Source organism: Undibacterium paludis (assembly GCF_022568815.1).
Classification (GTDB): domain Bacteria; phylum Pseudomonadota; class Gammaproteobacteria; order Burkholderiales; family Burkholderiaceae_D; genus Undibacterium.
This window is the reverse complement of sequence record NZ_JAKZHX010000024.1, coordinates 17940-43478: the sequence shown is the minus strand read 5'-3', so window position 1 is coordinate 43478 and position 25539 is coordinate 17940. Positions and strand designations below refer to the sequence as shown.

At 53.1% G+C, this 25539-nt stretch carries 23 protein-coding genes; 8 read left to right on the top strand and 15 right to left on the bottom strand.

What is annotated here, in order from left to right:
• From LZ463_RS29165 to LZ463_RS27660, 4 genes are all read right to left on the bottom strand, one after another.
• Positions 1–3603, bottom strand: a 3603-nt coding sequence (locus tag LZ463_RS29165) for a DUF4347 domain-containing protein (RefSeq protein WP_277624196.1), incomplete at its 3' end; no start/stop codon positions are given.
• Positions 3604–3701: 98 nt separating this feature from the next.
• A complete protein-coding gene (locus LZ463_RS27670) occupies positions 3702–4568 on the bottom strand; it encodes a sulfotransferase (protein ID WP_241459558.1) in 867 nt (288 codons plus the stop codon).
• A complete protein-coding gene (cysC, locus tag LZ463_RS27665; RefSeq protein WP_241459557.1) occupies positions 4565–5125 on the bottom strand; it encodes an adenylyl-sulfate kinase in 561 nt (186 codons plus the stop codon). The genes LZ463_RS27670 and cysC overlap by 4 nt, the downstream gene beginning before the upstream one ends.
• A gap of 279 nt (positions 5126–5404) precedes the next feature.
• Positions 5405–5734 (bottom strand): DUF6916 family protein, encoded by a 330-nt coding sequence (locus tag LZ463_RS27660; protein WP_241459556.1) that lies wholly within the window; start codon positions 5732–5734, stop codon positions 5405–5407.
• A 90-nt stretch (positions 5735–5824) separates the two neighbouring features.
• Here LZ463_RS27660 and LZ463_RS29250 point away from each other — a divergent pair, with 90 nt between their 5' ends.
• From LZ463_RS29250 to LZ463_RS27640, 4 genes are all read left to right on the top strand, one after another.
• Positions 5825–6343, top strand: coding sequence for a GNAT family N-acetyltransferase (locus LZ463_RS29250; RefSeq protein WP_241459555.1), 519 nt, complete (start codon positions 5825–5827; stop codon positions 6341–6343).
• Positions 6333–7043, top strand: coding sequence for an aspartyl/asparaginyl beta-hydroxylase domain-containing protein (locus tag LZ463_RS27650; protein WP_241459554.1), 711 nt, complete (start codon positions 6333–6335; stop codon positions 7041–7043). The genes LZ463_RS29250 and LZ463_RS27650 overlap by 11 nt, the downstream gene beginning before the upstream one ends.
• A gap of 169 nt (positions 7044–7212) precedes the next feature.
• Positions 7213–8244 (top strand): sulfotransferase, encoded by a 1032-nt coding sequence (locus tag LZ463_RS27645; RefSeq protein WP_241459553.1) that lies wholly within the window; start codon positions 7213–7215, stop codon positions 8242–8244.
• A 195-nt stretch (positions 8245–8439) separates the two neighbouring features.
• Positions 8440–9120: a phage tail protein gene (locus LZ463_RS27640; protein ID WP_241459552.1), complete on the top strand. Its 681-nt coding sequence runs from the start codon at positions 8440–8442 to the stop codon at positions 9118–9120.
• A 51-nt stretch (positions 9121–9171) separates the two neighbouring features.
• Here LZ463_RS27640 and prmC read toward each other — a convergent pair whose 3' ends face one another.
• The 11 genes from prmC to LZ463_RS27585 form a co-directional block, all read right to left on the bottom strand.
• A complete protein-coding gene (prmC, locus tag LZ463_RS27635) occupies positions 9172–10014 on the bottom strand; it encodes a peptide chain release factor N(5)-glutamine methyltransferase (protein WP_241459551.1) in 843 nt (280 codons plus the stop codon).
• Complete coding sequence (locus LZ463_RS27630) at positions 10014–10520, bottom strand: disulfide bond formation protein B (RefSeq protein ID WP_241459550.1); 507 nt, start codon at positions 10518–10520, stop codon at positions 10014–10016. The genes prmC and LZ463_RS27630 overlap by 1 nt, the downstream gene beginning before the upstream one ends.
• A gap of 209 nt (positions 10521–10729) precedes the next feature.
• Positions 10730–11809 carry a peptide chain release factor 1 gene (gene prfA, locus LZ463_RS27625; protein WP_241459549.1) on the bottom strand — a complete coding sequence of 360 codons (1080 nt, stop codon included), beginning with the start codon at positions 11807–11809 and terminating at the stop codon, positions 10730–10732.
• Positions 11810–11918: 109 nt separating this feature from the next.
• Entirely contained in the window at positions 11919–13199 is a 1281-nt protein-coding gene (gene hemA / locus LZ463_RS27620; protein WP_241459548.1) for a glutamyl-tRNA reductase, read from the bottom strand.
• A 195-nt stretch (positions 13200–13394) separates the two neighbouring features.
• Positions 13395–15800, bottom strand: coding sequence for a CHASE2 domain-containing protein (locus tag LZ463_RS27615; RefSeq protein WP_241459547.1), 2406 nt, complete (start codon positions 15798–15800; stop codon positions 13395–13397).
• 36 nt (positions 15801–15836) lie between these two features.
• Positions 15837–17588: a FecR family protein gene (locus tag LZ463_RS27610; RefSeq protein WP_241459546.1), complete on the bottom strand. Its 1752-nt coding sequence runs from the start codon at positions 17586–17588 to the stop codon at positions 15837–15839.
• Between the two features lie 55 nt (positions 17589–17643).
• On the bottom strand, positions 17644–18336 hold the full coding sequence (locus LZ463_RS27605; protein WP_241459545.1) for a response regulator transcription factor: 693 nt from the start codon (positions 18334–18336) through the stop codon (positions 17644–17646).
• Positions 18337–18590: 254 nt separating this feature from the next.
• Positions 18591–18854: a cell division topological specificity factor MinE gene (minE, locus tag LZ463_RS27600; RefSeq protein WP_241459544.1), complete on the bottom strand. Its 264-nt coding sequence runs from the start codon at positions 18852–18854 to the stop codon at positions 18591–18593.
• A gap of 1 nt (position 18855) precedes the next feature.
• The gene (gene minD, locus LZ463_RS27595) at positions 18856–19671 is read right to left on the bottom strand and encodes a septum site-determining protein MinD (protein WP_241459543.1); all 816 of its coding nucleotides are present in this window, start codon (positions 19669–19671) and stop codon (positions 18856–18858) included.
• 63 nt (positions 19672–19734) lie between these two features.
• Positions 19735–20523 (bottom strand): septum site-determining protein MinC, encoded by a 789-nt coding sequence (gene minC, locus LZ463_RS27590; protein WP_241459542.1) that lies wholly within the window; start codon positions 20521–20523, stop codon positions 19735–19737.
• Between the two features lie 167 nt (positions 20524–20690).
• The gene (locus LZ463_RS27585; RefSeq protein WP_241459541.1) at positions 20691–21593 is read right to left on the bottom strand and encodes a LysR family transcriptional regulator; all 903 of its coding nucleotides are present in this window, start codon (positions 21591–21593) and stop codon (positions 20691–20693) included.
• A gap of 148 nt (positions 21594–21741) precedes the next feature.
• On the opposite strand from LZ463_RS27585, the gene LZ463_RS27580 reads away from it, so the two are divergent.
• The 4 genes from LZ463_RS27580 to LZ463_RS27565 all read left to right on the top strand — a co-directional run bounded on the left by LZ463_RS27580 (position 21742) and on the right by LZ463_RS27565 (position 25424).
• Complete coding sequence (locus LZ463_RS27580) at positions 21742–22671, top strand: DMT family transporter (protein ID WP_241459540.1); 930 nt, start codon at positions 21742–21744, stop codon at positions 22669–22671.
• Positions 22658–23635, top strand: a complete 978-nt coding sequence (locus tag LZ463_RS27575) for an aldo/keto reductase (RefSeq protein ID WP_241459539.1) — start codon at positions 22658–22660, stop codon at positions 23633–23635. The genes LZ463_RS27580 and LZ463_RS27575 overlap by 14 nt, the downstream gene beginning before the upstream one ends.
• 194 nt (positions 23636–23829) lie before the next feature.
• Positions 23830–24312 carry a cyclic nucleotide-binding domain-containing protein gene (locus LZ463_RS27570; RefSeq protein WP_241459538.1) on the top strand — a complete coding sequence of 161 codons (483 nt, stop codon included), beginning with the start codon at positions 23830–23832 and terminating at the stop codon, positions 24310–24312.
• Positions 24309–25424, top strand: a complete 1116-nt coding sequence (locus tag LZ463_RS27565) for an AI-2E family transporter (protein WP_241459537.1) — start codon at positions 24309–24311, stop codon at positions 25422–25424. The genes LZ463_RS27570 and LZ463_RS27565 overlap by 4 nt, the downstream gene beginning before the upstream one ends.
• Positions 25425–25539 lie beyond the last annotated feature (115 nt).

Here is a 25539-nt window from a genome sequence, read left to right as displayed (position 1 = left end):
AGTGATGTCATTCGTCGCACCTATGGTTTTAACCAGACCCGTTCCTGTCACTACCAGGATATTGGTGGCGCCGTCAAAGGTTGCGGAGGTGATCGTTGGGGCTGCGACGTTCGATACCGTAACAGCATTGCCTGTCAGGTCAGCTGAGGTGGTACGGCTGGCGTCCCATGAGGCAGCGGCTGCCAGGTTGAAGGTGGTTGTATCCACCGCAGAGGTGCCGTTCTTGTTCAGGATGCCGTTGATGTTGATCTGGTCAGCAGCGTTCAGCGTGACGGTGAAAGAAGTTGCACTCGCTGCGGTGACGTTGGGCGAGGTCAGGGTGTAGGAACCGCCCTGGCCAGCAATCGACAGTTTGGACACATCAATCGTGTCGCCAGTGACCATGTTGGCACCGGTGACAACCAACGTGCCTGTGCTGGCATCATAGGTGGAGCTGATCACTACCGGTGCAGCATTGGACACGGTGATGCCGTTACCTGTCAGGTCAGCAATATTGCCGCCGGTGATGACGCTGTCCCAGTCGTCCGCAGCAGCAAGGTTGTAGGTGGTGCTGCTGATGGAGGAGGTGCCGTTCTTGTTGAGCAGATTGTTGACCCCGGCGATGTCGGCACCAGAGAGGGTGATGCTAAAGCTGGTCGCGGAGGTGATTTCGACATTGCTGGAAGTGGACAGGGTATAGGTCGCACCACCTTCACCGGTAAACGTCAGCTTGGAAACAGTGATGTCATTGGTCGCACCGATGGTTTTAACCAGGCCTGTACCCGTTACGACCAGGATGTTGGTGGCGCCATCAAAGGTGGCCGAGGTAATCGTCGGCGCAGTGACATTGGATACTGTGACACCATTACCTGTCAGGTCGGCTGAGGTAGTACGGCTGGCATCCCATGAAGCAGCGGCTGCCAGGTTGAAGGTGGTTGTATCCACCGCAGAGGTGCCATTCTTGTTCAGGATGCCGTTGATGTTGAGCTGGTCGGCAGCATTCAGCGTAACGGTGAACGAAGTTGCACTGGCCGCAGTCACATTGGCTGAAGTCAGTGTGTATGAACCACCCTGACCAGCAATCGACAGTTTGGAGACATCTATCGTGTCGCCTGTGACCATGTTGGCACCGGTGACAACCAGGGTGCCAGTGCTGGCATCATAGGTGGAACTGATGACGATAGGAGCAGCGTTGGAAACAGTAATACCATTGCCCGTTGCATCTGAGATATCGCCTCCGGTGATGACGCTGTCCCAGTCATCTGCCCCTGCCAGGTTATAGGTCGTGGCGCTGGCTGCTGAACTCGTGCCATTCTTGTTAAGCAAGGCGTTGACACCGGCAATATCGCCACCAGACAAGGTAATGCTGAAGCTGGTGGCAGATGTGATTTCCACATTGGATGTGGTGGACAGCGTATAAGTCGAGCCGCCTTCACCAGTGATCGTCAGCTTGGAAATGGTGATGTCGTTGGTCGCGCCTACCGTTTTAACGAGACCTGTACCCGTCACCACCAGCACATTGGTGGCCGCGTCATAGGTGGCCGAGGTAATGGTAGGCGCCGTGACGTTGGATACGGTGACGGCATTGCCCGTCAAATCTGCCGACGCACTTGCCGTTGAATCCCAGTTGGTGGCGGCAGCAAGATTGAAGGTCGCTCCACCTGCTGCAGTTGTACCGTTATTATTCAAAATGCCGTTGATATTGATCTTGTCGGTCGCATTGAGTGTGACGGTAAAAGTCGTACTGCTGGCAGCGGTGACGTTGGCTGATGTCAGTGTGTAGGAACCGCCTTCACCAGTCAGCGAGAGTTTGGAGACATCAATCGTGTCGCCAGTAGTCATGCCTGCGCCGGTAACAACCAGGGTGCCGGTGCTGGCGTCATAGGTCGCACTTGTTACAGTTGTTGGTACAAAGTTAGTGTTTTGTGTTCCACCGTTTGTGGAGGAAAGTGTGGATACCGCTGATCCATTTCCACCATTTGTGTTGGTACCGCCAACTGCAGAGCCTCCTGAACCACCAGCTCCTGTGTTGCCTGTGCTCAGAGTTGCATTAGTCGTTGCGTCCAGTTGGACGATGCCGCCTTTGTTCCAGATGGCGCCAATCCCGACACCGCCAGCACCGCCATTCCCAGTGTTTGAAAAGTAAGTTGAACCACCACCACCACCGCCACCGCCCGCCGCAATATTATTGGTGATACTACTGTTCGTAATGGTAATCTTACCCGTTGAGGCGTTATAAATACCACCCGCAGCATTGCCGCCGGCACCGCCAGTACCTTTGGTGCCCGTACCGCCGCCGCCGCCACCAATACCGATGCTGCCATTGTTTGCCGTCGCTCCATCGCCACCCGTTGTGTATCCCGTACCAGAGTAAGTTGCACCCGCCCCTCCAGTTGCGCTGCCGCCCTTACCCGCAGAGCCAGCTCCGCCGCCGCCGCCCTTACCACCTGTTATGCCAGAAGCAGCGCTTGCGGCGGCATAGGCTCCACCCGGAGTGCCATTGCCGCCGGAAGCTCCATTGCCGGCACCAAAGCCACCGCCGCCGCCGCCGCCGCCAGCATAGTTGGTGCCAGTAGATGCACCACCACCGCCGCCACCGGCAGCTTTATTTGTTGTAATGGTGCTGTTGGTAATGACCAGCGTACCTGCATTTTTTATGCCAGCACCCAAAGCATCACCGCCAGCTCCGGCTGCGCCACCAGCCCCGGCTGCACCACCAGTACCTGATACCTTCCCATTGGTAATGGTCAGATTATCGATGGAAACAGTGCTGCCTGCACCGCTGGTTGTAATGTCGAGTACCCGTGCAAAATTACCGCCGCTCAAAGTGAAACCACCGCCGACAATCGACATGGTCTGACCATCCGTCACATTGATGGTGATGGCATCTGCCGCGCTGGCAAAAGTGATGTTGCCGGTCAGCGTGATGGTATCAGCGGAGCCATCGGTATTGCCTGTTGCAATTGCGGCCTTCAACTGGGCAACCGTATTGACACTGGCGGTATGAAGCAGGTAACTGTATGCAGACAGGTCTTTGGTATTGATGGCTGAAGGCGCATCGATATTGCCTGTCTTGATCTCCAGATCCCAGTTGCCAGTCGCGCCGCTTGTGGTGTCGGAAGAGGCGGCAACATCGGCACCGGTTATCTGTGCCAGTTTATTGACGAAATTTGCACCTTGTTCACCGCGCCCGATATCGCAACCATACAAAAGGAAATCACCGCCTTTTGCCAGGGATTGACCGATGGTTTGCAGTTTTGCCTGGTTCTGTTCGAGATTGCCAGCAAACAAGGGGCCATTGCCGAGCAGTACTACGCCCTCATCACCATGCGAGATCACACTGATGGATTGCAGATTCTTTACACCCTGCAGCGCTGTGATCATCTGGTCCAGACCATTCTGGTTGGCATCCAGAACGACCACTTTCACTCCGGGGGCTGCTGCATTGATGAATTTTTGGAGGTCAGGGACGCGGCTGTCGATGAACAGGACTTCTTGCGGTGCGCCTGTAGCCGCTGGTGCGGGTGCAAGTGGATTTACCTGCACGGCGTCGTTGATCTGATTTGCAGCCTGATCATGTTCGGTTTGTACATCTTGAGGGCGATTGAAATTATTTGTGTTCATGATATGCAGGCCTGACTGTAAATTGGAAAACAAAAAGTAAAATCCGATGTGATGGTGCAGATAAAAATCAGATCAATAAGGTTTTTTCAAATGTGGCTTCACGATGCTGGCTCATGACCTGCCTCCTTTTCAGTAGCAGATGCTTTGACGGCAATGACATTGGCCCCGCTCTGGCTGGTATTGGTCCAGAACGACAGTGCAGCGTATTTCTCGAACAGGTCAGGCGGAAGTATGCTTGCGCGTTTTTCATAACTAACACTGTTGCGCACCTTGTGCATGCCATGCAAACCCAGCTGCGCGTCGAACTCTGGCGCGTCGTAGTTGACATTCGAAAAATCATGCTGGAAGGCGGGCTCGTCTATGAATTGATAAATCAGTGGCATGACTTTTTCTGGCGCCTGTGCCAGCAAGTCATAGTCAACGATCAGGAGTGACGATGCATGCTCACCATAGAAAGCATCTTTGAGGGCAGTCCATGGATAACCTACCAGCCGGTTGGCCTGTGCCAGGGTTTCAACACGGCTATACACTGTATTGCGCTCGATATCATCGTTGAACAGTCGGGTGATCTCGTAAGGGTTGGAGCGGTACCGGCGTTCCACGCTGTCCATGACCCAGGCTACATTGCGCACACAGGCAATCACTTTTGAACCAGGGAACTGATCCATCAGTACCGGCATATGAGCGCACCACATGCGGTTGGTATCAAAGATGACTTCCTTGTCTGCCTGGTCCGCATAAAACGATTCGAAGATACCGCGAGTCAGCCTGCGTCTTTGTTCCTTGGTAACGACACTGCCAAATTCGGAACCCGCACCCAACTGATTGAGCATGCCGCGAAACAGGCTGCCAACCGGACTGGTCATGCCTGCATGAAAGCGCGGGTTTTGCAAAAGCAATGCGGCCAGCAGAGTTGAACCCGAGCGCGGCAGTCCAGAAATAAAGTGATATGTGGTCTGACTCATGAAGTTACAGGTTCTTCCAAAAATGAAAACAGTTGATTGACAGCTTCAGTCAACGGGGTCTGGCTGGTATCGATAATACATTCGGGATTGGCCGGTACTTCATATGGAGCGGAAACACCCGTCAACTGCAATGCCGGGTTGTTTTTTGCCTTGGCGTACCAGCCTTTTGGGTCGCGCTGCTGGCAGATGTGCAGCGGGGTTGCTATATACGTTTCAATGAAATGCTTGTCGCCCACGATCTGGCGGGCCACTGCCCTGCCATCCGCGCTTGGAGAAACCAGGGCGACGATGGCACAGATACCGTTGTCGTTGAGGATTTTTGCTACCTCTGCTGTACGGCGGCTTTGCTCTTCCCGGTCTGCCGTACTGAACCCCAGGTCTTTTGATAAACCATGACGCAATTCATCGCCGTCCAGTACGCAAACAGGTACAGACTGATAGCGCAAGTGCTTTGCCAGTGCTTGCGCAATCGTGGTCTTGCCTGCACCGGGCAGGCCGCTGAGCCACCAGGTCTTGATGCACCTGCCAGCATGCGAGGGTGTTAGTGTTAAATTCAAATCAAGCATTCGCTAACCACCGATTATGTGACTTCATACATCGGGAGTCATTAAAGCCCGATACCTAAGCTCCTGCCAGGCGCCATTCAATTATTGTTGCCGCCAGGAACTTGTTAAGACTTGACGGTATTTACAATAAGAAAGACACAATAGGCGGAATTTTATTTAACAAATGATACTAAAAAAATAACTGTAAATTTAGCATTTATTTGTTACGGAAAATGAATTTAACAATAATTTGCTTATTTCTTGAGCATTGATTGTGCCACAGAAATTTTATTAACTGAACAGGACCTGATAGAAGACGGTAAAACTGCCATCCGCCTGGCGGTTGGCATGTTGGCCTTTTTCAGGAGCTGGCATGGTAGGGACGAATGTCCAGATTTGGTGTCCCAGAACAGGGTGATCAAAAGGAAAATTGGCCTGGGCGAGTTCAAACTGGCTGGGGCCCGTAAATATCAGGCTCAGCGGGGTACGAAACTGTTCTGGCAAGCCTCGCCTTGGCCGTTCTTCTGCTTCAATGAGCGTTAATTCTACGATGCCAGCAGTAGTCTGGACCCCAAACTTGTCGCCTACCAAGGCTTGCATTTGTTCAAAGGTAATGGTCATGCTTTTTCTAGTGTAAAAGACGGACTTGCAGAAAATGCCAAAAATAGGCAGGATGATAAGCATGTCATTCTAACCATCTTGGGAGCACGTGTGTACAATTTACCTGGGACTTTACGTTTGCGTGCTGTTGATGAGACAGACAGCGAATTTCTGGAGGAACTGTATTTCAGCCGTCGTGCAGATTTACAACAAATCCCGGGAGATGCGCAGTTTGTACGGCAGTTAATCAAGATGCAGCAGCAAATGCAGGCGGTCGGAATACGAAATAATTTCCCAATGGCAAAATACTTGCTGCTTGAGGATGGGGGGGGACGCATAGGGAGGCTGGTGGTTGACCTCGGTGCAAGCGATGTGCGCCTGGTTGACATTGCCTTGTTGCCGGAAGTGCAGGGGCGTGGCATAGGAAGGAAGGTTTTGCAGGCAATGCAGGAAGATGCCTTATCACAGGGATTGAGTATGAGTCTGGCAGTCGAAAAAAACAATGTGAGGGCCAGGGCGCTTTATCTTTCAGCAGGCTTTCATGTGCACAGTGAAGACAGCATGTTTGAGCAACTGCATTGGCACCCCGAATCAAAAAGACTGGCAGATGGGGTGCAAGATGCAGCCTAGCACTTATCTTAAACTGCCTTTTTCTTTTGAGCTTGCGCGCTTACAGGCAGATTTGAAGGCATTGGAAAATTCTGCATGGATCAGTCATTTCAATACCCGTGCCTATGAAAATGACTGGTCATGCCTGCCTTTGCGTTCTGTGGATGGTCGCATGGACCATATTATTCCTGTCAATGAGGGGAAGTTTGAGGATACGGTTTTACTGGAGAGCACTCCTTACTTCAGGGAGGTGATTGATTTTTTCCAGTGTGAAAAAACTTCGGTACGCCTGATGTCCTTGCAGGCAGGTGGAATAATCAAAGAGCACAGGGATGATGGCACTTCCCTCGAAGATGGAATTACCCGCCTGCACATTCCCATTACTACGACGCCTGATGTTCTGTTCCGGATTGAGGGAGAGAATGTGCATTTCTCTGCTGGCGACACCTGGTATCTCAATGCCAGTTGTTTGCATGGTGTGACTAATCCTGGGCCACGAGCGCGTGTTCACCTCATGCTCGATTGTGTTAGTAACGACTGGCTGGAGCAGGCATTCATGAAGGCAGGATGGATTGCCAGGCCCGCACCAAAATATGGTGATAAAGCCATACACGATGGCAATGTGGCAGATGTGATTGCGCAACTTCGCGCTACCGGGCAAATAACAGCACAGCAGATGGCCATCAGGCTTGAAGCCATCCGCAGCGGGCAGCAGGTTTGACTTAAAGGCTGTTGCGAAATTAACCTCGCTCTGTTGCGCCTCCGGCTTGTAAAACCCGGTACTAAAGTACTGCCTACGTCGGCGACGCCTAGCGATCTTAATTTCGCAGCAGCCTCTTTATACTTATTAGCATGTCGGTTTCGTCGGGCTTGTTCCCGGATAGGATTTCATGATCATCAAGCAGGGTTTTGCAGCAGAAGAGCGCGCCATGCTGCGCGGAACAAGAATCGATGCGCAGGAGCTCACGTCGTTCGTCAACTGGTATCCGGTAGCGATTTCTGCCGATGAGCAGGAACTGTGGTGGCGTAATATGCACGACCAGGCTTTTACCGAGGCATTTTTCCAGGACAGTCTGGCTATACAGGACCGTGACAAAAGACAGGTTTGCAACACTCCACTTCACGCATTGCACAGTATTGTGGCCGGCCTTGACTGCGTCAGGCCGACGGCGTTTATTTTTCATGTGTCGCGCTGCGGATCAACTCTGCTCACCCAAATGCTAAGCAAGCTGGAACAGTGCATTGTTTTGTCTGAGCCGCCTGTGCTGGATGCATTTTTCCGGTTTTATCATGACAATCCGGATATTCCTGATGCGCATGCCTTGTTCCGGCAACTTGTTTGCGCATTGGGGCAAAGACGTAGTCAGGCTGCTCGCAAGGAAGAGCATTTCTTTATCAAGTTTGATAGCTGGCATTTACCCTGGCTGGATTTCATTCGTGAAGCTTTTCCCGATGTTCGTTTTATTTTTCTTTACCGGGAGCCGCAGGCAGTGCTTGCTTCGCACCGCCGCCAGCGTGGTCCGCAGATGATTCCGGGACTGATCAACACCACCAGGTTGCAAGCAGGTTTTCCAGATTGTGCCAGGACAGACCATGATGCCTACACTGCTGCCATGTTGCTGGCCATGTTCCAGGCTGGCCTTGAACATGGGAAATTAACTGGCGCTAATCTGGTCAATTACAGCCAGTTGCCTGCGGTCTTGTGGCAACAGTTGCTTCCTATGGCGGGTGTGCATTTCGAGGAAAGCGAATTGAGACTGATGGAGCAGAGATCCGCGCGGCATTCAAAAAACAGGCATCAACTCTATACCGGCGATGCCTTCACAGGCACTCAAAGTAGTGAGACCTGCGAACTGCTCATGTCACAAGTTTCGGCTGCGTACGAGTTGCTGGAGCTGCAAAGGCTGGCAGAGGAGCAGTAATGTTTTGTTAAATGTTGTAAAGTTGGATGAATTCTTATCAATACTGTATTTTTACGGAAAGAATTGAAGTGTGTTTTTATGATAAGAATTGTAGAATTAGTTTGCTTTTTTTGAAAGCATCGAAGCACAAACGATTGGCCTTCAATTAGGCATTTGCAGGGTCTTCTACAACTGAAACTGAGATTGGAGTTAACGATGGACGCATTTATTGGGACGATTTTACCTGTGGCATTTAATTATCCACCACGCGGCTGGCTATTTTGTAATGGACAAACCTTGCCTATTGCACAAAATTCAGCACTATTTGCCCTTTTAGGTACTATGTACGGTGGTGATGGACAATCTACTTTTGGTATTCCAGATCTGCGTGGTCGTGTCATTGTCGGTTCGCAGGGAGCTGGTCCAGGATTATCCCCCGTTCAGCAAGGAGAGAAGGCCGGTACAAATAACACAACGGTAGTCAGTTCTGGCACCACATCTTTCACCTTGAGCGTCAATAATTTGCCATCGCACACGCACACTGGTACTGTGAATACTTCGGCTCTGACCGCAACAACAACTGTCACTGTAGGCACTGGTACCAATGGTGGCGTTGGCGCAGTATTGAATAATGGTGGCCTGACCAGTACAGCATCCGGTTCGGCTCCGGCAGCGGCAATTTACTTGCCTGCGAGCACGGCACCAACTTCCCCGGTCAATCTTGGCGGTGTTTCCACTGTTATTGGTGGAACTGCCGCGGTGGCTAATTCCAATACTGGCAACGGAGCCTCAGTTACAGCACCAGTGACGACAACAGCCAATATATCCAATATGCAGCCTTACCTCGGTATTAACTACATCATCGCAACAGAAGGTATATTCCCATCGAGGAACTAAGCCTTTTTGTTTGCCCTTGAAAATGGCGCATTTGATGCGCCATTTTTATTTTCAGTCTCTCAAGCTGCCGCCGGTGACACGTTCTATGCCTGCCAGGTCACGCCAGCTTTGTACTTGCCCAAAACCAGCCGCCGTCAGTAACTCCCGTACAGCTTCTGCCTGGTCATAGCCATGTTCGAGCAAAATCCAGCCCTGCTTTTCCAGATGCAGGTGCGCATCGTCGATCAGTCGGCGGTAAGCACTTAATCCGTCACCGTGATCGGTCAATGCGTTCAGCGGCTCGAAGCGTAAATCGCCCTGGGACAGATGATGGTCGTCCTTGACGATATATGGGGGATTGCTGACGATGGTTTGAAAGCGCCTGCCAGTGACCGCTGCATACCAGTCACTTTGCAGCAGTTCCATACCGTTCGCAGGCAAATGACGGTTTGCATTTTCTTGCGCAACGGCTAGAGCTGCGGTGCTGATATCAAGGGCGCAGACTGTGAGGTCCGGTCTTTGGTGTGCCAGCGAAACGGCAATGGCGCCGGAACCCGTGCCCAGATCCAGCAGGCTCGATGCCGACGGTGCATATTCCAGCGCCAGTTCCACCAGCAACTCGGTATCAGGACGCGGGATCAGCACATCTGGAGTGACATAAAAACTCAAGCCAAAAAACTCGCGCTCCTGCACGATGTAGGCTAACGGCTCACCATTGATACGGCGCTGGAATAGTTCGGCAAGCACCTGCACCTGAACGCTATCAAGTGCCTGATCGGATCGGGTAATCAGTTGTATGCGGGTTAAACCCAGGCCATGCATCATCAGCAGGCGCGTATCAAGCTTGTCCAGCGGACAGGCATTTTCGCAGGCTGCAATGCTGATACCTGCGCGTAGCCAGCCAAGATTCTGCATCAGCGTGAAGAGCCAAACATGCTGCGCTGGGTTTTTTTGCTGCGCACCAGGATGATCAGCAGCACCAGGCTAAAGGCGATAAAACTGATACCCGCCCACGCTGGCAACGATAGGCCCAAGGTTGGAGGGTAAGGTGTTTCGCACAGGCCGTCGGCCCTGAACATCGTCGGCCAGAGTTGCGCCAGGAAGATGCTGTTAAGCCCGGTCTCCAGTGGGTCTATGCCGCAAGACAGGGCAGGATTACTGAGTACCCAGAGATGCTTGCCAGCGACACCCAGGCCAACCAGACCCGACAGCAGGGCCAGACCCACCGTTATCCTGTGGCCGACTCCATCGGTAGCGGCGGCGATCAGGCAGAATATCGCAATCAGCGCGAAAGCATAACGCTGGAATACACAAAGCGGGCAAGGCAGCATTTTTTCCACAACTTGCAGATACAGGGCGCCAGCCAGCAAGCCAACACAGCTTGCAGCCACTAACAGCAAAACTTTTTTCGACAGATTCATGATGGGTACGTTGTGAGCGATCTAGGCGATCTGGTAAAAAACCTTGGATGCAGTTCAGGTGTTTTAGTTCTGCATCAACAAATTGCAACAGCAAATTCCCTCTGGTACAAAGCACATTGCCTGCGAGTATCTGACAGTTTAAGGGATGAACGCAATCAAAAATTGTTGCCATGGCGTCAAACCATGTTTAATCAGAACGTAATACCGGATTAATCATCACCCAGTTCGGCCAGCAATTCTGCCTGGTGCTCCGCCACCAGGGCGTTTGTCAATTCAGACAAGTCACCATCCATGATGAAATCCAGCTTGTACAGCGTCAGGTTGATGCGGTGATCCGTCATGCGGCCTTGGGGGTAATTGTAGGTACGTATGCGCTCACTGCGATCGCCTGAACCGATCAGGCTCTTGCGGGTTGCTGCTTCCTTGGCCTGCTTTTCGCGCAACTGGCCGTCCATGATACGGGTAGCCAGCACGCGCATTGCCTGCGCCTTGTTCTGATGCTGGCTGCGGCCATCCTGGCATTCCACCACGATACCGGTAGGGATGTGTGTCAGGCGCACGGCCGAGTCAGTCTTGTTGATATGCTGACCACCAGCACCACTGGCGCGGAAGGTATCTATGCGCAAATCCGCATTATTGATGACGACATCAGCCAGCTCATCAGCCTCGGGCATGACGGCTACCGTACAGGCCGAGGTATGGATGCGGCCCTGGGTCTCGGTGGCTGGTACGCGTTGCACCCGGTGGCCGCCTGATTCAAATTTCAGCTTGGAGTAAGCGCCCAGTCCGGCCAGGCGTACGATAACTTCTTTATACCCACCCAGTTCAGATGGGGACTCCGACATCATCTCCACCTGCCAGCGATTACGCTCGGCAAACCGCGTATACATGCGCAGCAGGTCACCGGCAAACAAGGCGGCTTCGTCACCGCCTGTGCCAGCGCGTATTTCCAGCAGGATATTCTTTTCGTCGTTGGGGTCTTTGGGGAGCAGCATTTTTTGCAGATCACTTTCCAGTGTCTGCATGGTGTTTTTTGCCGTTTCGATTTCTTCCTGGGCAAAGGCTTTCATGTCGGGGTCGCCGAGCATGCCTTCGGCTTCGACAATATCGGCCTGCGCCTGCTTGTAGTTATTATAAAGCTCGACCAGGGGGCTGAGTTCAGCATGCTCGCGATTGAGCTTGCGGTAGGCGTCCATGTCATTGGTGGCGCCTTCTTGCATCAGTAAATGACCGACTTCGTCGAGGCGTTCTGCCAGCTGGTCCAGCTTGGCAAGCATAGATGGTTTCATAGTGTGACTCTTAAGGCTGATGTTTGATATGAGGGCTCGGTCAGAGGGACCGTGTGTGCAGACACGCCTGCCAATAACGGTCAAGGCATGAGCAGGGCGTAGCGTTTCGCTAACGCTTGGTGCGGAATAATTGTGGTAACAAAGTAGCCAGACGGGCGCGTTCATCGCCGCTGGCCTGGTGCAGGGCTTGCTGCGGGCCGTGCAGGAATTTGGCAGTGATACCCTTGGACAGGGCCTCGAGCACGGCGTCTATGTCTTCACCGCGTGCCAGCATCTTGCGGGCGCGTTCAAGTTCCATCAGGCGCAATTGCTCGCTGCTTTCATGCAAATCCTGTATCACCGGGACAACAGCACGGCCATCGACCCAGTGCATGAAAGACTGCACGCGCGTTTCTATGATGGCTTCTGCCTGCGCAACGGCAGCCTGACGGTTCTCCAGGCCAGTCTGCACCACGGTACCCAGGTCATCAACAGTATATAAGAACACGTCATCGAGCTTGGCGACTTCAGGCTCGATATCCCGCGGCACCGCCAGGTCCACCATGAAAATGGGGCGATGCTTGCGCGCTTTTACCACACGCTCCACCAGGCCCAGGCCAATGATGGGCAGGGACGATGCGGTACAGGACACAATAATGTCGAACTGCACCAGTTGCTGCGGTAAATCGGCAAGTCGTATTGCTTTGCCACTGAACCTGTGCGCCAGAGCCTCACCACGTTCCAGTGTGCGATTGGCAATAGTCAGTGTTTTCGGGTTTTGTGCCGCAAAATGGGTGGCGCACAGCTCTATCATCTCACCGGCACCGATAAACAAGACATGCTGGTCGGCAATCTTGTCAAAAATCCTCTGTGACAGGCGTACCGCTGCGGCTGCCATGGACACGCTGTGGGCACCGATTTCGGTCGTGGTACGTACCTCTTTGGCCACCGCAAAGCTGCGCTGGAACATCTGATGCAGATAAGTGCCCAGGCCACCGGCAGCCTCTGCCTGACGCACTGCATCTTTCATTTGCCCCAGGATCTGGGGCTCACCGATGACCATGGAGTCCAGGCCAGAAGCTACACGGAAGGCATGCCTTACCGCATTGTCTTGCGGCAGGGTATACAGGTGTGGGCGCAAATCACCGTAAGGTAGCTTGTGGAAATCCGCCAGGAAATGCGCCGCCGCATCAACAGCATTGTCCGTCTTGCAGGCAGCATACAACTCAGTACGATTGCAAGTTGATAAGATGGCTGCCTCATTGCCGTGCTTGTCTGCATGACCGTCACGACCAAACCAGGCACGGGCAGCCGTCACCGCCTGGGCAATTTGCTCCGGCGAGAAAGCGACCTTTTCGCGCAAAGACAGCGGCGCGGTCGTATGGTTGAGGCCAACGGCAGACAGTTGCATGCAATGACAGGGCAATTAAAAGGCAAATAAAGGGGGCGGGATGAAGGCTCCATTATAGCGCGTTGGCCGAGCATTTTCTTGGGCGGCTGTGTTTGACGTACATCAAGGGCAGTCACCATCAAGAAATATGATATTTTTACAACATTCTATTGCTGCGTATTAATCAATGTTGATAACGAGTGATGGCAGGCAGGATCATTCGAGATCAGCTGGCATGCGAATGGTAAAAGTCGTGCCTTCGTTCGGTGCGCTGATAAAGTCTATTTTGGCAAGATGACGGTCAAGCACGGCTTTGACAAATACCATGCCCAGACCGACTCCGTCATTTTTAGGTTGATCATTGGCTTTGAAGCGCTGGAAGCGCTGGAACAGCTTGGCCTGGTCTGCGTGGGTAATGCCATAACCCTGGTCGGTGATGGAGCAGACTATGGTTGAATCGGCCAGGTTTTGTTCAAGTAGCAATGAGCATTTGATCGTGGTGTCACGCGGGCTGTACTTGATGGCATTCGATAATAAATTGGTCAGTACCCTGGTCATCAGGGACCTGTCGACAGTGACGGGGAATTCTTCATCCGCGATCTGCGTCTGTATGCGGATATTCTTGCTACGCGCCAGCGTCCACATTTCTTCCGTGGCAACCAGCAGGATGTCCTGGAAATCCGCTTCTTCAAAGCGGTAATCCTGCGATTCTGCCTGGGCCAGATGGACGAAATTGTCGGCCAGCCCCAGGGTGGAGCGCGAGGCTTTTTCTATGCGTGACATGAATTCTTCTGTCGGCAAGGCGGTGCTGCTGTCTCTTTGCAATTCCAGCAAGGCCAGTATCGACGCCTGTGGTGCACGCATGTCGTGGGAAATGAAGTGCAGGGTTTCATCACGGCTGCGTTCCGCTGCCCTGACGCTGGTGATGTCTATCATGCTGACTATCCAGCCCACCAGTTGCTTCTCACCGTTATAGCTGGGTGCACTCTTGATCAGCAGGTCCCTGCCCTGGGGATCGCGTACTTCTATGCCTTGTGACATGGCTTTGGTGTGTTTGATATCGAGCAAATCCCACCAGCTAAAGCTGCTGTCCGGCGCATATTCGGTATTTTGCGGACCAGACATCTTGGCAAACAGATAGGGTACGAGGGCGTCATTCACCTTGGGCATGCCGATTCCTGCAAAATAGTCCAGTGCTGGCTGATTGGACAGCAAGACATTGCCGTCAGTCGTTGTCACCAGGGTGGCATCGGGCAGGCTGGCCAGGCTGTCGCTGACAAACTGACGCAGATCGCGGACCCGGTCGACTGCTTCACGCATGGCATTGATGCTCTGCTCCAGGGTATCAGTCAAGGCGCGCACGGGCTTTACTTCATCTTCATCAATAAATTCAGGCAGGAGATGGGGTTCCTTGTCCAGCACCCTGAATTCATCTGCCAGAAAGCGTATGGCTGCTTCCAGCCTGCGCCAGCTCCATAAGGGATAGGCGATGACCAGCGCCAGCAGGGTTGCAGTTGGTGGCGCCCAGTAACCGGAATAACGCAGGCTGGCCCAGCTGCCTATTACCGTAATGGCAGCCACCAGGGCGGTTGCCAGCAAGGCCTTGCGTGGTGACAGCAATTGATAGGCGAGCAAGGCAACAGCAACCGCGACCAGATTGAGCAGGTAAAGATAGCCAGCAGGGGCTGCATCAATGCTGTGCCGGTCCAGCAGGGCGGCCAGGATATTGGCATTGATTTCCACCCCGGCAATCATGCCCTCGTTGCCAGAAACCGGCGTAGGGAAAGAATCCGCCATGGCACTGGCTGTCGGGCCGACCAGCACATACTTGCCTTTGAAAAATTCGGCCGGGACTTCACCGCGCAATACGCTGACGTAGGGGACGGTACGGAAATGGCCGCTGCTGCCGGCAAAGGGGATGTGCATCAGGTAGTCGCGTTGCCAGGTACCTGGTTCGGGTTTGGCATTGCGCAATGAGGCAGACAGCCGTTCACCGGGCAGGTAGGTCTCAGTCCCTGGCACAATGCCGCTACCGACGTCTGCCAGCGCCAGGGCAAAATGCGGCCACCACTCGCCGTTCATGCCTTCGCGCAAAAATACGCTGCGCACTACACCATCCTTGTCCAGCTCCAGATTGATGTGAGCGAGCTGGCTGGCGGCGCTGCTGAGCAAGGGGATGGGCTTGACGGTCGTCAATCCCCTGCCGGCGTTTTCCGATATCAGTGGCAACACCACGCTATTGCTGCTGATCAGTGCTTCGGCCAGTTGCTGGTCGCCATTCTGGAACTGATCATGACGTTCTTCTGCTTCAGAAAATACAAAATCCATGCCGATTGCCAAAGGCTGGGCGGCGTTGATCTGTTTGATCAGTTCCGCATGGCGCTGGCGTGGCCAGGGCCACTTGCCCAATTCACTGAGGCTGTGGCTGTCTATACCGACGATGATGATATCGTCGCGGGCCGGGCGGGTATTAAGTTGCATCAACCTGTCATACAGGACCAGGTCTGAACGTTCCAAGGTTTTGAAATACAACAATCCGGCTGTGAACAGCAGGATCAGGACACTGAGAACCAGCCACTCACGTAATGCGATACGTTCTACTCGTATTTGACTGGTTTTCATATCGTGTTGCTATAAACCACATGCTCTTCTGGCGTATTAATAATTGGTCCCTACCGGTCCGCTGCCACTTTGTATGACGCTGCCATCGCTACTGGTCCAGCGTGGCAGCAAGGTGATTTTCTGGGTGGAGGTGAAGGCACTGACATAACCATCAGGGTCGGTAGAGCGGACGCGGATAAAATACACGCCAGCGTCAGGACGCTTGATCTTCAACTCGGCCTTGTCCAACTCTTTGCTCAGGTAGATTTTCCTGAATTCAGCATCGGTACTGACCTGTATCAGGAAAGTCTGCCCTGGTTCTGACGACCAGCTCAATGACAGCAGATTGCCGGCGTCATCCGGCGGCGCCATGCTGGTGACAGGCAAAACGGTGAATTTTTGTACATCACTGTAAGGACCGTGATCAGTCTGTCCATTGGTCGGGGCAATGGTTGCCACACGCCAGTAATAGTCGCCTTCTTTTGGACGCCCTGCTCCGAACTGCGCTTCTTTCAAATCAGTTTTGTCAATCAGCAGGTTCCTGAAACCGGCGTCGCTGGCAACCTGCAGGTGGTAGGCGATGGCATTGCTGGCTTCCGTCCAGGCAAAGTTCAGGCTCTCGGCGCGTACCTTGTTCTTCGGTTGTACGGTGAATGGTGGTTCTGGCCTTGCTTTCATCTTGAAGGCCTTGATCATGGGTAAACCCTCCAGGCCTAACTTATCTATGGCGGTGATACGGACAAAGTAATTACCATCAGCAAAACCGTCGAACTTGAAGCGGTTTTCCTTGTAGCGATTTTCTGCCAGCACATCAAGGACCTCTTTGTCCCTGGCAATCTGTACACGATAGCCCACGGCTTCCGGCCTGTCTTCAACCTGGAACAGCAGGGTTGGGCGCTCTTGCAGCAGGAAACTGTCATTCATGACTGGTGGCGTCAGCAAGTCAATTGGTTTGCCCACACCACTTGTGCTGACGACATTGCCTTTGCCAGCCGGCAAGATCAGTTCATCGGATTTTTTTCCCTCCGCACTGTTGACGGCGACGCCGCCTTCCAGCACCTCGTTGGCTACCCCGTCCGTGTTCACACCGACACGGAAATTGGTGCCGCGTACACCGGCCACAGCCAGATTGGTACGTACTTCGTAGCGCCCCTTGTTATTCGAGAGAGGGGAAACGCGCGACTCCACCTTGCCTTGCAATAAGCTGACTTCAGTCCGCGGGCTGCCTGTGTACCTGGTCTTGCGCAGTTTGGCCAGACTGACATCGCTGTTGGACGGAATCGAAATCCTGGTTTCATCAGGAAGAGCCAGTGTCAGGAAGCCGTTTTTGTCGGTACTGATCTGGGTACCTTCCTTGACGATGCTGCCCAAAGCCAGGTTGCCGCTGCTGCCATCGACAGCTTTATACGCCGGGTTGCCGGTCATGGCAATGACACGTGCTTCACTGGCTTCTTCGGGTAACAAGTCCAGTGGTATCAGTATGGGTGTACCTATGGGAATGGCCCTGTCATTGCTGATCTTGTTGCGCTTGCCGATAATCTGCCAGTTTTGTGTTCTTTCAGTATAGCGTTTGGCAATCGACGACAGGGTATCGCCCTGCAAGGCGAAATAAGTCATGTCGGGAGGGGTGCTGATGAAACTGCCGGGGATTTGCATGGCTGCGGTGACTGGTGCTGCCGATATACTGGATGGTGTTGCCACTGCGATCAGCGCCAGACACAGTAAAGGACTTCTTATCAGTGAACTCAGTAACAGGCGGGGCAGGGGGGGGGAAATTTGTCGCAAGAGCAGGGGGCGGGTTAGTCTCATGCGGGACTCCTCGTAGGGTGAAGCGATCCGGGGCGATCTTGTCGCCCCGGAAGTTTTATTCTGTAGTCATTTGTTCCAGGCGATAGCCGTAGCTATAGACGGGAGCCAGGCGATAACCATTTTCGGGACGCAATTCCAGTTTGCTGCGCACTCTGGAAATATGGGTATCCATGGTACGGGAAGGGATGTCCACATCGCGTGACCAGACGGCTTCAAGGATGTAGGCGCGTGACAAGGGGCGACCAAGATTGCGGAATAACAACAGTGCGAGATCAAATTCCTTCTGTGTCATTTCTACCGGCACATCATTGACACTGACACGGCCAGCGCGGGTTTCAAATTTGTAGATGCCGAATTGCAGATGCTCTGATGCTGTCTGTGTCGGGTAGGCACGGCGCAACAGGGCCTGTACACGTGCGACCATCTCGCTGCGACGGATGGGCTTGATCATGTAGTCATCCGCACCGGCAGCCAGGCCGGCGACGATATCATCCTCGCCCGAGCGGCTGGTCATGAACAACACCGGCAGGGTGGGCGAGAGTTTTTCGCGCACCCAGTGCAGGATTTCAGTCCCGCTCAAGTCTGGTACCTGCCAGTCGAGTATCAGCATGTCATAACTTTCCCTGCGCAGCTGGTGCAGCATGTCTTTCCCGCTCAGGAAAGGATGGGTGGTATGACCGGCTGCATTCAATATGGTGCAGACCAGTTCGAGCAAATTATTGTCGTCGTCAAGTACAGCGATTCTCATGGGATGTTACCGTTGATGTCCGGCAAATAAAGTGGAATAACTTCCATTATATCGAAAGCAAGTGAAAAAATAAGGAATTGTCAAAAAATGTGAACGAAATATAAATTACTTATTGTTACAAAGTTTCCGTGATAATAGTCTAATTACCCCGCTTGATTTTGGTTTTTTTCTAATTCCCCTGACTGGTTTTGTGGTCAGGCCGGGGATTACCCTTATTTACGCAAATTCATTTATACAATTTTATTGGCACAATTTTAGCTACGCAATTCCAGTTCAGGTAAAACAACGTTGACGTCAAGTACTTCCAGGTTACCTTGCTTGTCCAGTGAAACCTTGATGTCTTCCGGGTTGACCTTGGTGTACTTGGAAATCACCGCAATCAGCTCTTCGCGCAAAGCCGGCAAAAAATCATAGCCTTCGCGGCCCGTACGCTCGCGGGCAATGATGATCTGCAGGCGTTCCTTCGCCACATTGGCGGTCTTGGGTTTGCTATTAAATAAAAATGAAAGCAGAGCCATATTATTTGCCTCCGAAAATGCGTTGCAGCAGCCCCGGTTTTTCGTAATTGATAAAACGCAGAGGTACTTCAGTGCCCAGGAAGCGCGAAACCACGTCTTCATAGGCCTCGGAAACATCGCTGCCCTTCATGTGAATAGCGGGGTTACCCTGATTAGACGCATGTAACACCGCTTCGGATTCAGGAATAACACCAATTAATGGGATGCGCAAGATTTCTTGTACATCAACATAAGACAACATCTCACCAGCTTCCACCCTTTTTGGGGAATAACGGGTGATCAGCAGGTGCTCCTTGACCGGTTCGCCGCCAGCCTGGGCACGTTTGGACTTGGCCTGGATGATGCCCAGAATGCGGTCAGAATCGCGTACTGACGATACTTCAGGGTTGGTCACGACGATCGCTTCATCGGCAAAAGTCAGGGCCATCACGGCGCCGCGCTCGATGCCGGCAGGGGAATCGCAGACGATAAATTCGAAATCCATCTTGATCAGATCGTTGAGAACACGTTCCACGCCTTCTTCGGTCAGCGCATCCTTGTCGCGGGTTTGCGAGGCTGGCAGGATGAACAGGTTATCGCAGTGCTTGTCCTTGATCAGGGCCTGGTTCAGGCTTGCTTCGCCGCTGATGACGTTGACCAGATCATAGACCACACGACGTTCACAACCCATGATCAGGTCAAGATTGCGCAAACCCACGTCAAAGTCCAGCACGGCTGTTTTATGTCCGCGCATGGCCAGGCCAGAAGCGAAACTTGCGCTGGATGTCGTTTTTCCCACGCCGCCCTTACCGGATGTTACAACGATGATTCTTGCCACAAATAACTCCTTTTATTTGTCCGGATAATGATCGTTACCCGAAAATACTGAAAATTGAGGGCGTCAGCCTGCTGATTTCACTGATGATACTTCAATACTGTCACCATTCAGTTTAACTTGAACGGGATGATGGGCCTGTAACGGCGGAAAACCGTTTTCAAACGTGCGATAGATGCCGGCGATGGATACCAGCTCCGGTTCCATGGTCAGCGCAAATATCCTGGCTTCGGTATTGCCGGTCGCTCCCGCCAGGGCACGACCACGCAAGGGTGCGTAGATATGTATGCTGCCATCAGCGATGACCTCCGCCCCGTTATTGACCGAGGCGGTAATGATGAGATCGGCGCCGCGGGCATAAATGCGTTGACCGGCGCGTACAGGTGTATCAACCAGCATGGCTGGCATGTTGCGTATGATGACTTGTGGTTCTGCTACAACGGCGGGCGCAACTGGTTCTGCCGGAACAGGGTTTGCTGCTGGTTGTGCTGGCGCTGCTTCCACAGCTGCGGACTGGATTTCCGGTTCTTGCCGGGGTTTGCTGACGACATCTATGCTCAGGCCATGCGAGCGTATGGTGGCATGGTCCTGCTCGCGCGCATGGCGTACGGCAACCGGGTTCAATCCATGTGCCTTGAACAAAGGTATCAGGGCATTCCAGTCCAGTTCCTGGTCGGTAATGGCTTCGACATCGATGACAGCAAACTCATCATCAAAAAAATCGGGTGATCCGGCAGTCATTTCCTGCAAAGCTGCTTCCAGCGCAGGGAAAGACGATTCATTGAGCAGAATTGCAACAGCAACAACAGTAGAAATCTTGATCTCGATGGGCTTGCGTGTCAGGCTGTTTTGCATGGCATCCAATGGAAAAGTAGTATAAATCTGCGTACGGCCCGAATTCTTTCACTTGAGAAACAGTTCCAGGTTCTCGTGTCAGAATTATATCCATGTACCATTGACGGCAAGCATGGAAAGGACTAATCCTACCAATAGGCGGGCAGGATTGCAAAATTTGCTCATGACTAATGCAAATTTATCGCTCCCGCAGACACCAGGTAATCAATGAAAACGCGGATTTTTGGTGCCAGATGCCTGCCCGGTGTGTATACGGCAAAAATCTTTCCGGCATAAGGCTCGCAGAACTCCCATTCAGGCAGGACTTGAACGACTTGCCCTGCAAGTATTGCCTCACGGGCGGTGAAGAATGGCACCAGACCTATGCCGCCATTCTGTAGGACGGCTGCCAGAATCGCGGCGCTATTGTTGATCGTCAGACGGGCAGGGATGCGTATGCGGCAACTCTCGTTCGCTGTCTGCATGGCCCAGTATTCACCAAAGGCGCCATAGCCAAGATAGATGCAGCTTTGCTTGCCCAGCTCTTCTGGCCTGCCCGGAGTGCCTGACTGCTGCAAGAAGTCCGGTGTGGCAACCAGTATATAACGCATCCTGCCCAGGGGCCTGGCGGCCAGACCAGGCGCCAGCTCGCGTGAAATGCGGAGTGCCAGGTCCACCCCCTCTTCGATAAGGTCCATGGTGTTGTCTGTCAGGGTCAGGCGTACAGACACATCGGGGTAAGTATCAAGAAAACACGGCAACAAAGGGGCCAGCCAGACTTCACCAAACACGACGGGAGCAGTGACACGGATGACACCGCTGGGATGCTGACTGTAGCTGCCAGCCAGCGCATGTGTTTCGCGCGCTGCCTGCAAGATACGCTTGCTGCCGTTCAAAACTTCTTGCCCCAATTCCGTCAGGGCAAATGAGCGTGTGGTTCTTTGCAATAGGCGACCGCCCATATGCGCCTCAAGCCTGGTGACATGGCGACTCACGGCTGAGGTGTTCACCCCCAATTGCCTTGCCGCCGCCGAGAAGCTGCCACTTTCCACTACCTGGGCAAAGATTGCCATTTCATTCAGCATTTCCATTCCAGTACCCTTTTGATTGTTGTCAGGCGCGCTTTTGCAGGTCAGATATTTGCGTTTGAGGCAATAATTATTTGTATTTTATGCTTATTGTTCAAGAGTGTCAGTCTGTTGATAATAGCTGTAGATCAATCAACGGCAGGTGGATAAGATGAATAGCAAATCTGGCAAGTGGCAAATGGTGGTGGCAATGATGCTGTCAGGTACGATAGGCTTGTTCGTCCTGATCAGTGCTCAGACCGCGCTCAATGTTGTGCTGCTACGCTGTCTGATCGGTGGTTCCTGCCTGCTGGCCCTGTTGTACTGGCAGGGTGGCTGGAAGAATCTCAACCCGGGACAGCTGACATGGCTGCTGCTAGGTGCAGCGGCTCTTGTCATCAACTGGTTGTGCCTGTTTTCTGCCTATCGGCTCAGTAGTATTTCAGTGGCGACAGTGGTCTATCATGTGCAGCCTTTCTTTTTGCTGGTTTTGCTGGCTATTACGCAAAAGGACGGGCAAATCTGGCGCAAGCTGCCTTTCTTGCTATTGGCGTTTTCCGGTGTGGTGCTCAGCTCCGGCATGGATATACAACATGATTTGCGTATGGAAGGTGATGGTCAGGTAAGCCGGGCGCTGGCAGGGGCAGGCCTGGCTCTGCTGGCTGCCTTGCTGTATGCCATCGCTACCCTGGCTACCAGGAAACTGCAGGGCATAGCTCCGGCACAGATTGCCGGCCTGCAGTTGCTGGTGGGCGCCATTGTCCTGTTTCCCATGGCAGATTTTTCCGCCTTCACCTGGAAGTGGTCAAGCTGGGGAAGTCTGCTGTTGCTGGGCGTGGTACATACGGGGCTGATGTACAAACTCATGTACGATGCTTTCCAGAAGCTGCCCGCAGCGAGTATTGCCACGCTGTCGTTCATCTATCCTTTGGTCGCCTTGCTGGTTGATTTGTGGTTTTTTTCTATGGCTTTAAGCGCGGCGCAATGGCTGGGTATGGCGATGATATTACTGGCGGTAATAGCAAATCAGCGCGATTGGCATTTGGGGGTGCTCAGGCACGCCTTGAATTTTAAACATGGGATAAAAAATGAAAAAACGTAAACTGGGGCAACAAGGTCTGCTTGTGTCCGAATTGGGTTTGGGATGCATGGGCATGAGTACGGCCTATGGCACGGCAGACGAAAAAGAAAGCATGGCTACCATCCATAAAGCGCTGGAGTTTGGCTTGAATTTTTTTGATACCGCCGAGCAATATGGTCCCTACGCCAACGAAGCCTTGCTGGGCAAGGCGCTGCGGGGCCGACGCCATGAAGCTGTCATTGCCACGAAGTTTGGCTTTAAAATCGACAACAATCAGATTACCGGTCTGGACAGTCGCCCCGAGCACATACGTCTGGCCGTGGAAGGGTCTTTGCAAAGACTGGGTACGGATTACATCGACCTCTTGTACCAGCACAGGGTAGACCCCGTCATCCCGATCGAAGAGGTCGTCGGTTGCATGGCGGACCTGGTACAGCAGGGCAAGGTGAGATTTTTGGGGCTGTCAGAAGCCGGTATGAGCACGATACGCCGGGCCCATGCCATCCATCCCATCAGCGCATTGCAGAGTGAATACTCCTTATGGGAACGTAACCTGGAGGCAGACATTCTGCCGTTCTTGCGTGAACTGGGGATAGGTCTGGTGCCGTTCAGTCCGCTGGGGCGCGGATTTCTCAGCGGCAGCGCGCAGCGTGCCGAAACGTATCCGGTCACGGATTTTCGTCACCTTGACCCACGCCTGCAGGGTGAGAATTTTGATCGCAACATGCAGGCTGCAGCACGCGTCAGGGAAATCGCAGCCGCTAACAATGTCAGCCCTGCGCAATTGGCCCTGGCCTGGGTCATGCATCAGGGTGAAGATATTGTGGCCATCCCCGGAACCAAGCGTGTAGCGTATCTGCAAGAAAACCTGCTGGCTGCCGATGTGATGCTCAATAGCGCCGATTTGCAGGCCCTGGGCCTGGCAATGCAATCTGTGGCAGGTGAGCGTTATAGCAAGGAGAGAATGGCCCTGGTGGACCGATGACATGAATCTGCCCCGTCAAGAATCTGCCAGGATGCGTTATTGAGATAAATGCGCAGTTTTCTTTGCCGAGTTTGTGGAGAGAATATCGACCTCTGACCGAGGTGAGCAGTGACTTGCGCCAGATTTTGATGGGCAAGTGCCGCCCGGTAAAGCATAATTGTGGATTGATCTGCCAGCAATAATAGAGGGGCGCCATGACACTTACCTGGATAAAGCAGCCACAACCTTCATACCGACTGTTACGCCTGTCAGGGGTGTCGCTGTTTGCCACCTTGAGTCCGCGTGAGCTGAAAATCATTGATGGCATGTTGCATGACAGGCATTACCTTGCCAACGAGATCATTTTTGATGAGGGGGAAGAGGGGCAGGCCCTGTACATTCTGCTGTCAGGGAGCGTACGCATCAATCGTACCCGTGACCATGGTAACGAAGTCATCGCAGACCTGGCAGCCGGCGACTTTTTTGGTGACCTGGCCCTGCTCGACAATTCGCCACGCAGCGCCCAGGCCAGGGCGGCAGAAAACTGTGAGGTCGCGGTATTTTTTCGCGCCGACTTCAGTTCCCTGCTGGAAACCAACGCCGTCATCGGCTACAAGATTTCGCTGGAGCTGGCACGCCTGAACAGCCGCCGCCTGCGCGAATCAATGGCAGGCATTTCCCGTAGTGAGGCATTGTGAACCAGCGTCAATCCGGCCCCATAGTCTGGCTGTGCGTCCTGTTTGCTGCGTGCCTGCTGTTATTCCTGCTACCCAAGGTATTGTGGCTGCTGATGCCTTTTTTGTTTGCGATGATACTGTATTACATCCTGGTGCCTGCAGTATCGCGACTGACTTTGCTGGGCATCCCGCGTGAAATTGCAGCTGTGCTGGTAGGTGGTGTCTTCTTCATTTTGCTGGCGCTGGTACTGGCCTATGGCATCAACAGTTTCACGGTGCGCGCAGGTTCCCTGCAAGACATGCTTGCCCATTATGTCGATGGCGGCATCAGCTTTGTCCGCAATACCATGATGGCCCTGGAGGTCAATTTTTCCATCCTGCGCAAGGCTCACGCAAGCGAAACGGTGAATGCCTGGATGGCCAGCAACACTGAGAATTTTGCCCAGCAGTATGTCGCCAATATCCTGGTCTCCATGGCCAGTTTCTTGCCGGCAGTATTCCTGACCCCTTTCCTGACTTTCTTTTTCCTGCGTGATGGCCGCAAGTTCAAGCATTTCCTGGCACGTGCAGTGCCGAATGCTTTTTTTGAAGAAACCCTCTTCCTTATGCATGAAGTTGACCAGACAGCACGCCGTTATTTCCAGGGTTTGCTCAAACTGACTCTGATCGACACCGTCATACTGGCGCTTGGCCTGGGCGCAATAGGCATGTCTGCACCATTGTTACTGGCATTGATTTCTGCCATCCTGGCCTGGGTGCCGTTTGTCGGGTCTGTCCTGGGCTGCATGATGGTGGTACTGGTAGCCGCTACCGATGCCCCTGATGCACCCCTGCTGGCTTATGGGGCGATTACCGTATTCATCATGGTAAGACTGCTTGATGATTTCATCTTCATGCCGCTGACCCTGGGTCGCAGCCTGCATATGCACCCGCTGATTTCCGTGCTGATGATTTTTGTCGGCGGTGAACTGGCTGGTGTGGCCGGCCTGATGTTGGCCTTACCTATACTGGGTGTTGCTATGGTGGTCGGTGAGACCATGGGGCGCGTCATTACCAATCCCCGCTTGCGGGCGCGTCATCGTCATGCCAGGAAGCTCAGGGGCCGACAGGCAAATCTCGACTTACAAGAATAATTGAGTATGTATTGCTATCATCTGGAGAGCAATACAATCAAACTGGATATGATATGAATAGATCTGGCCGGGGTCATATCAAACACAACGAATTGCGGTAGTGCCGACCAACAGT

What these genes read in the sequence shown, in the direction of transcription:
- LZ463_RS27650 (WP_241459554.1), top strand. Translation starts at nt 6,333, where the DNA reads ATGCAGCCTAGCACTTATCTTAAACTGCCTTTTTCTTTTGAGCTTGCG.
- LZ463_RS27585 (WP_241459541.1), bottom strand. Translation starts at nt 21,593, where the DNA reads ATGGAAATGCTGAATGAAATGGCAATCTTTGCCCAGGTAGTGGAAAGT.
- LZ463_RS27615 (WP_241459547.1), bottom strand. Translation starts at nt 15,800, where the DNA reads ATGAAAACCAGTCAAATACGAGTAGAACGTATCGCATTACGTGAGTGG.
- minC (WP_241459542.1), bottom strand. Translation starts at nt 20,523, where the DNA reads ATGCAAAACAGCCTGACACGCAAGCCCATCGAGATCAAGATTTCTACT.
- minE (WP_241459544.1), bottom strand. Translation starts at nt 18,854, where the DNA reads ATGGCTCTGCTTTCATTTTTATTTAATAGCAAACCCAAGACCGCCAAT.
- hemA (WP_241459548.1), bottom strand. Translation starts at nt 13,199, where the DNA reads ATGCAACTGTCTGCCGTTGGCCTCAACCATACGACCGCGCCGCTGTCT.
- LZ463_RS27640 (WP_241459552.1), top strand. Translation starts at nt 8,440, where the DNA reads ATGGACGCATTTATTGGGACGATTTTACCTGTGGCATTTAATTATCCA.
- LZ463_RS27610 (WP_241459546.1), bottom strand. Translation starts at nt 17,588, where the DNA reads ATGAGACTAACCCGCCCCCTGCTCTTGCGACAAATTTCCCCCCCCCTG.
- LZ463_RS27580 (WP_241459540.1), top strand. Translation starts at nt 21,742, where the DNA reads ATGAATAGCAAATCTGGCAAGTGGCAAATGGTGGTGGCAATGATGCTG.
- prfA (WP_241459549.1), bottom strand. Translation starts at nt 11,809, where the DNA reads ATGAAACCATCTATGCTTGCCAAGCTGGACCAGCTGGCAGAACGCCTC.
- LZ463_RS27660 (WP_241459556.1), bottom strand. Translation starts at nt 5,734, where the DNA reads ATGACCATTACCTTTGAACAAATGCAAGCCTTGGTAGGCGACAAGTTT.
- LZ463_RS27575 (WP_241459539.1), top strand. Translation starts at nt 22,658, where the DNA reads ATGAAAAAACGTAAACTGGGGCAACAAGGTCTGCTTGTGTCCGAATTG.
- LZ463_RS27645 (WP_241459553.1), top strand. Translation starts at nt 7,213, where the DNA reads ATGATCATCAAGCAGGGTTTTGCAGCAGAAGAGCGCGCCATGCTGCGC.
- prmC (WP_241459551.1), bottom strand. Translation starts at nt 10,014, where the DNA reads ATGCAGAATCTTGGCTGGCTACGCGCAGGTATCAGCATTGCAGCCTGC.
- LZ463_RS27670 (WP_241459558.1), bottom strand. Translation starts at nt 4,568, where the DNA reads ATGAGTCAGACCACATATCACTTTATTTCTGGACTGCCGCGCTCGGGT.
- LZ463_RS27570 (WP_241459538.1), top strand. Translation starts at nt 23,830, where the DNA reads ATGACACTTACCTGGATAAAGCAGCCACAACCTTCATACCGACTGTTA.
- LZ463_RS27605 (WP_241459545.1), bottom strand. Translation starts at nt 18,336, where the DNA reads ATGAGAATCGCTGTACTTGACGACGACAATAATTTGCTCGAACTGGTC.
- LZ463_RS27630 (WP_241459550.1), bottom strand. Translation starts at nt 10,520, where the DNA reads ATGAATCTGTCGAAAAAAGTTTTGCTGTTAGTGGCTGCAAGCTGTGTT.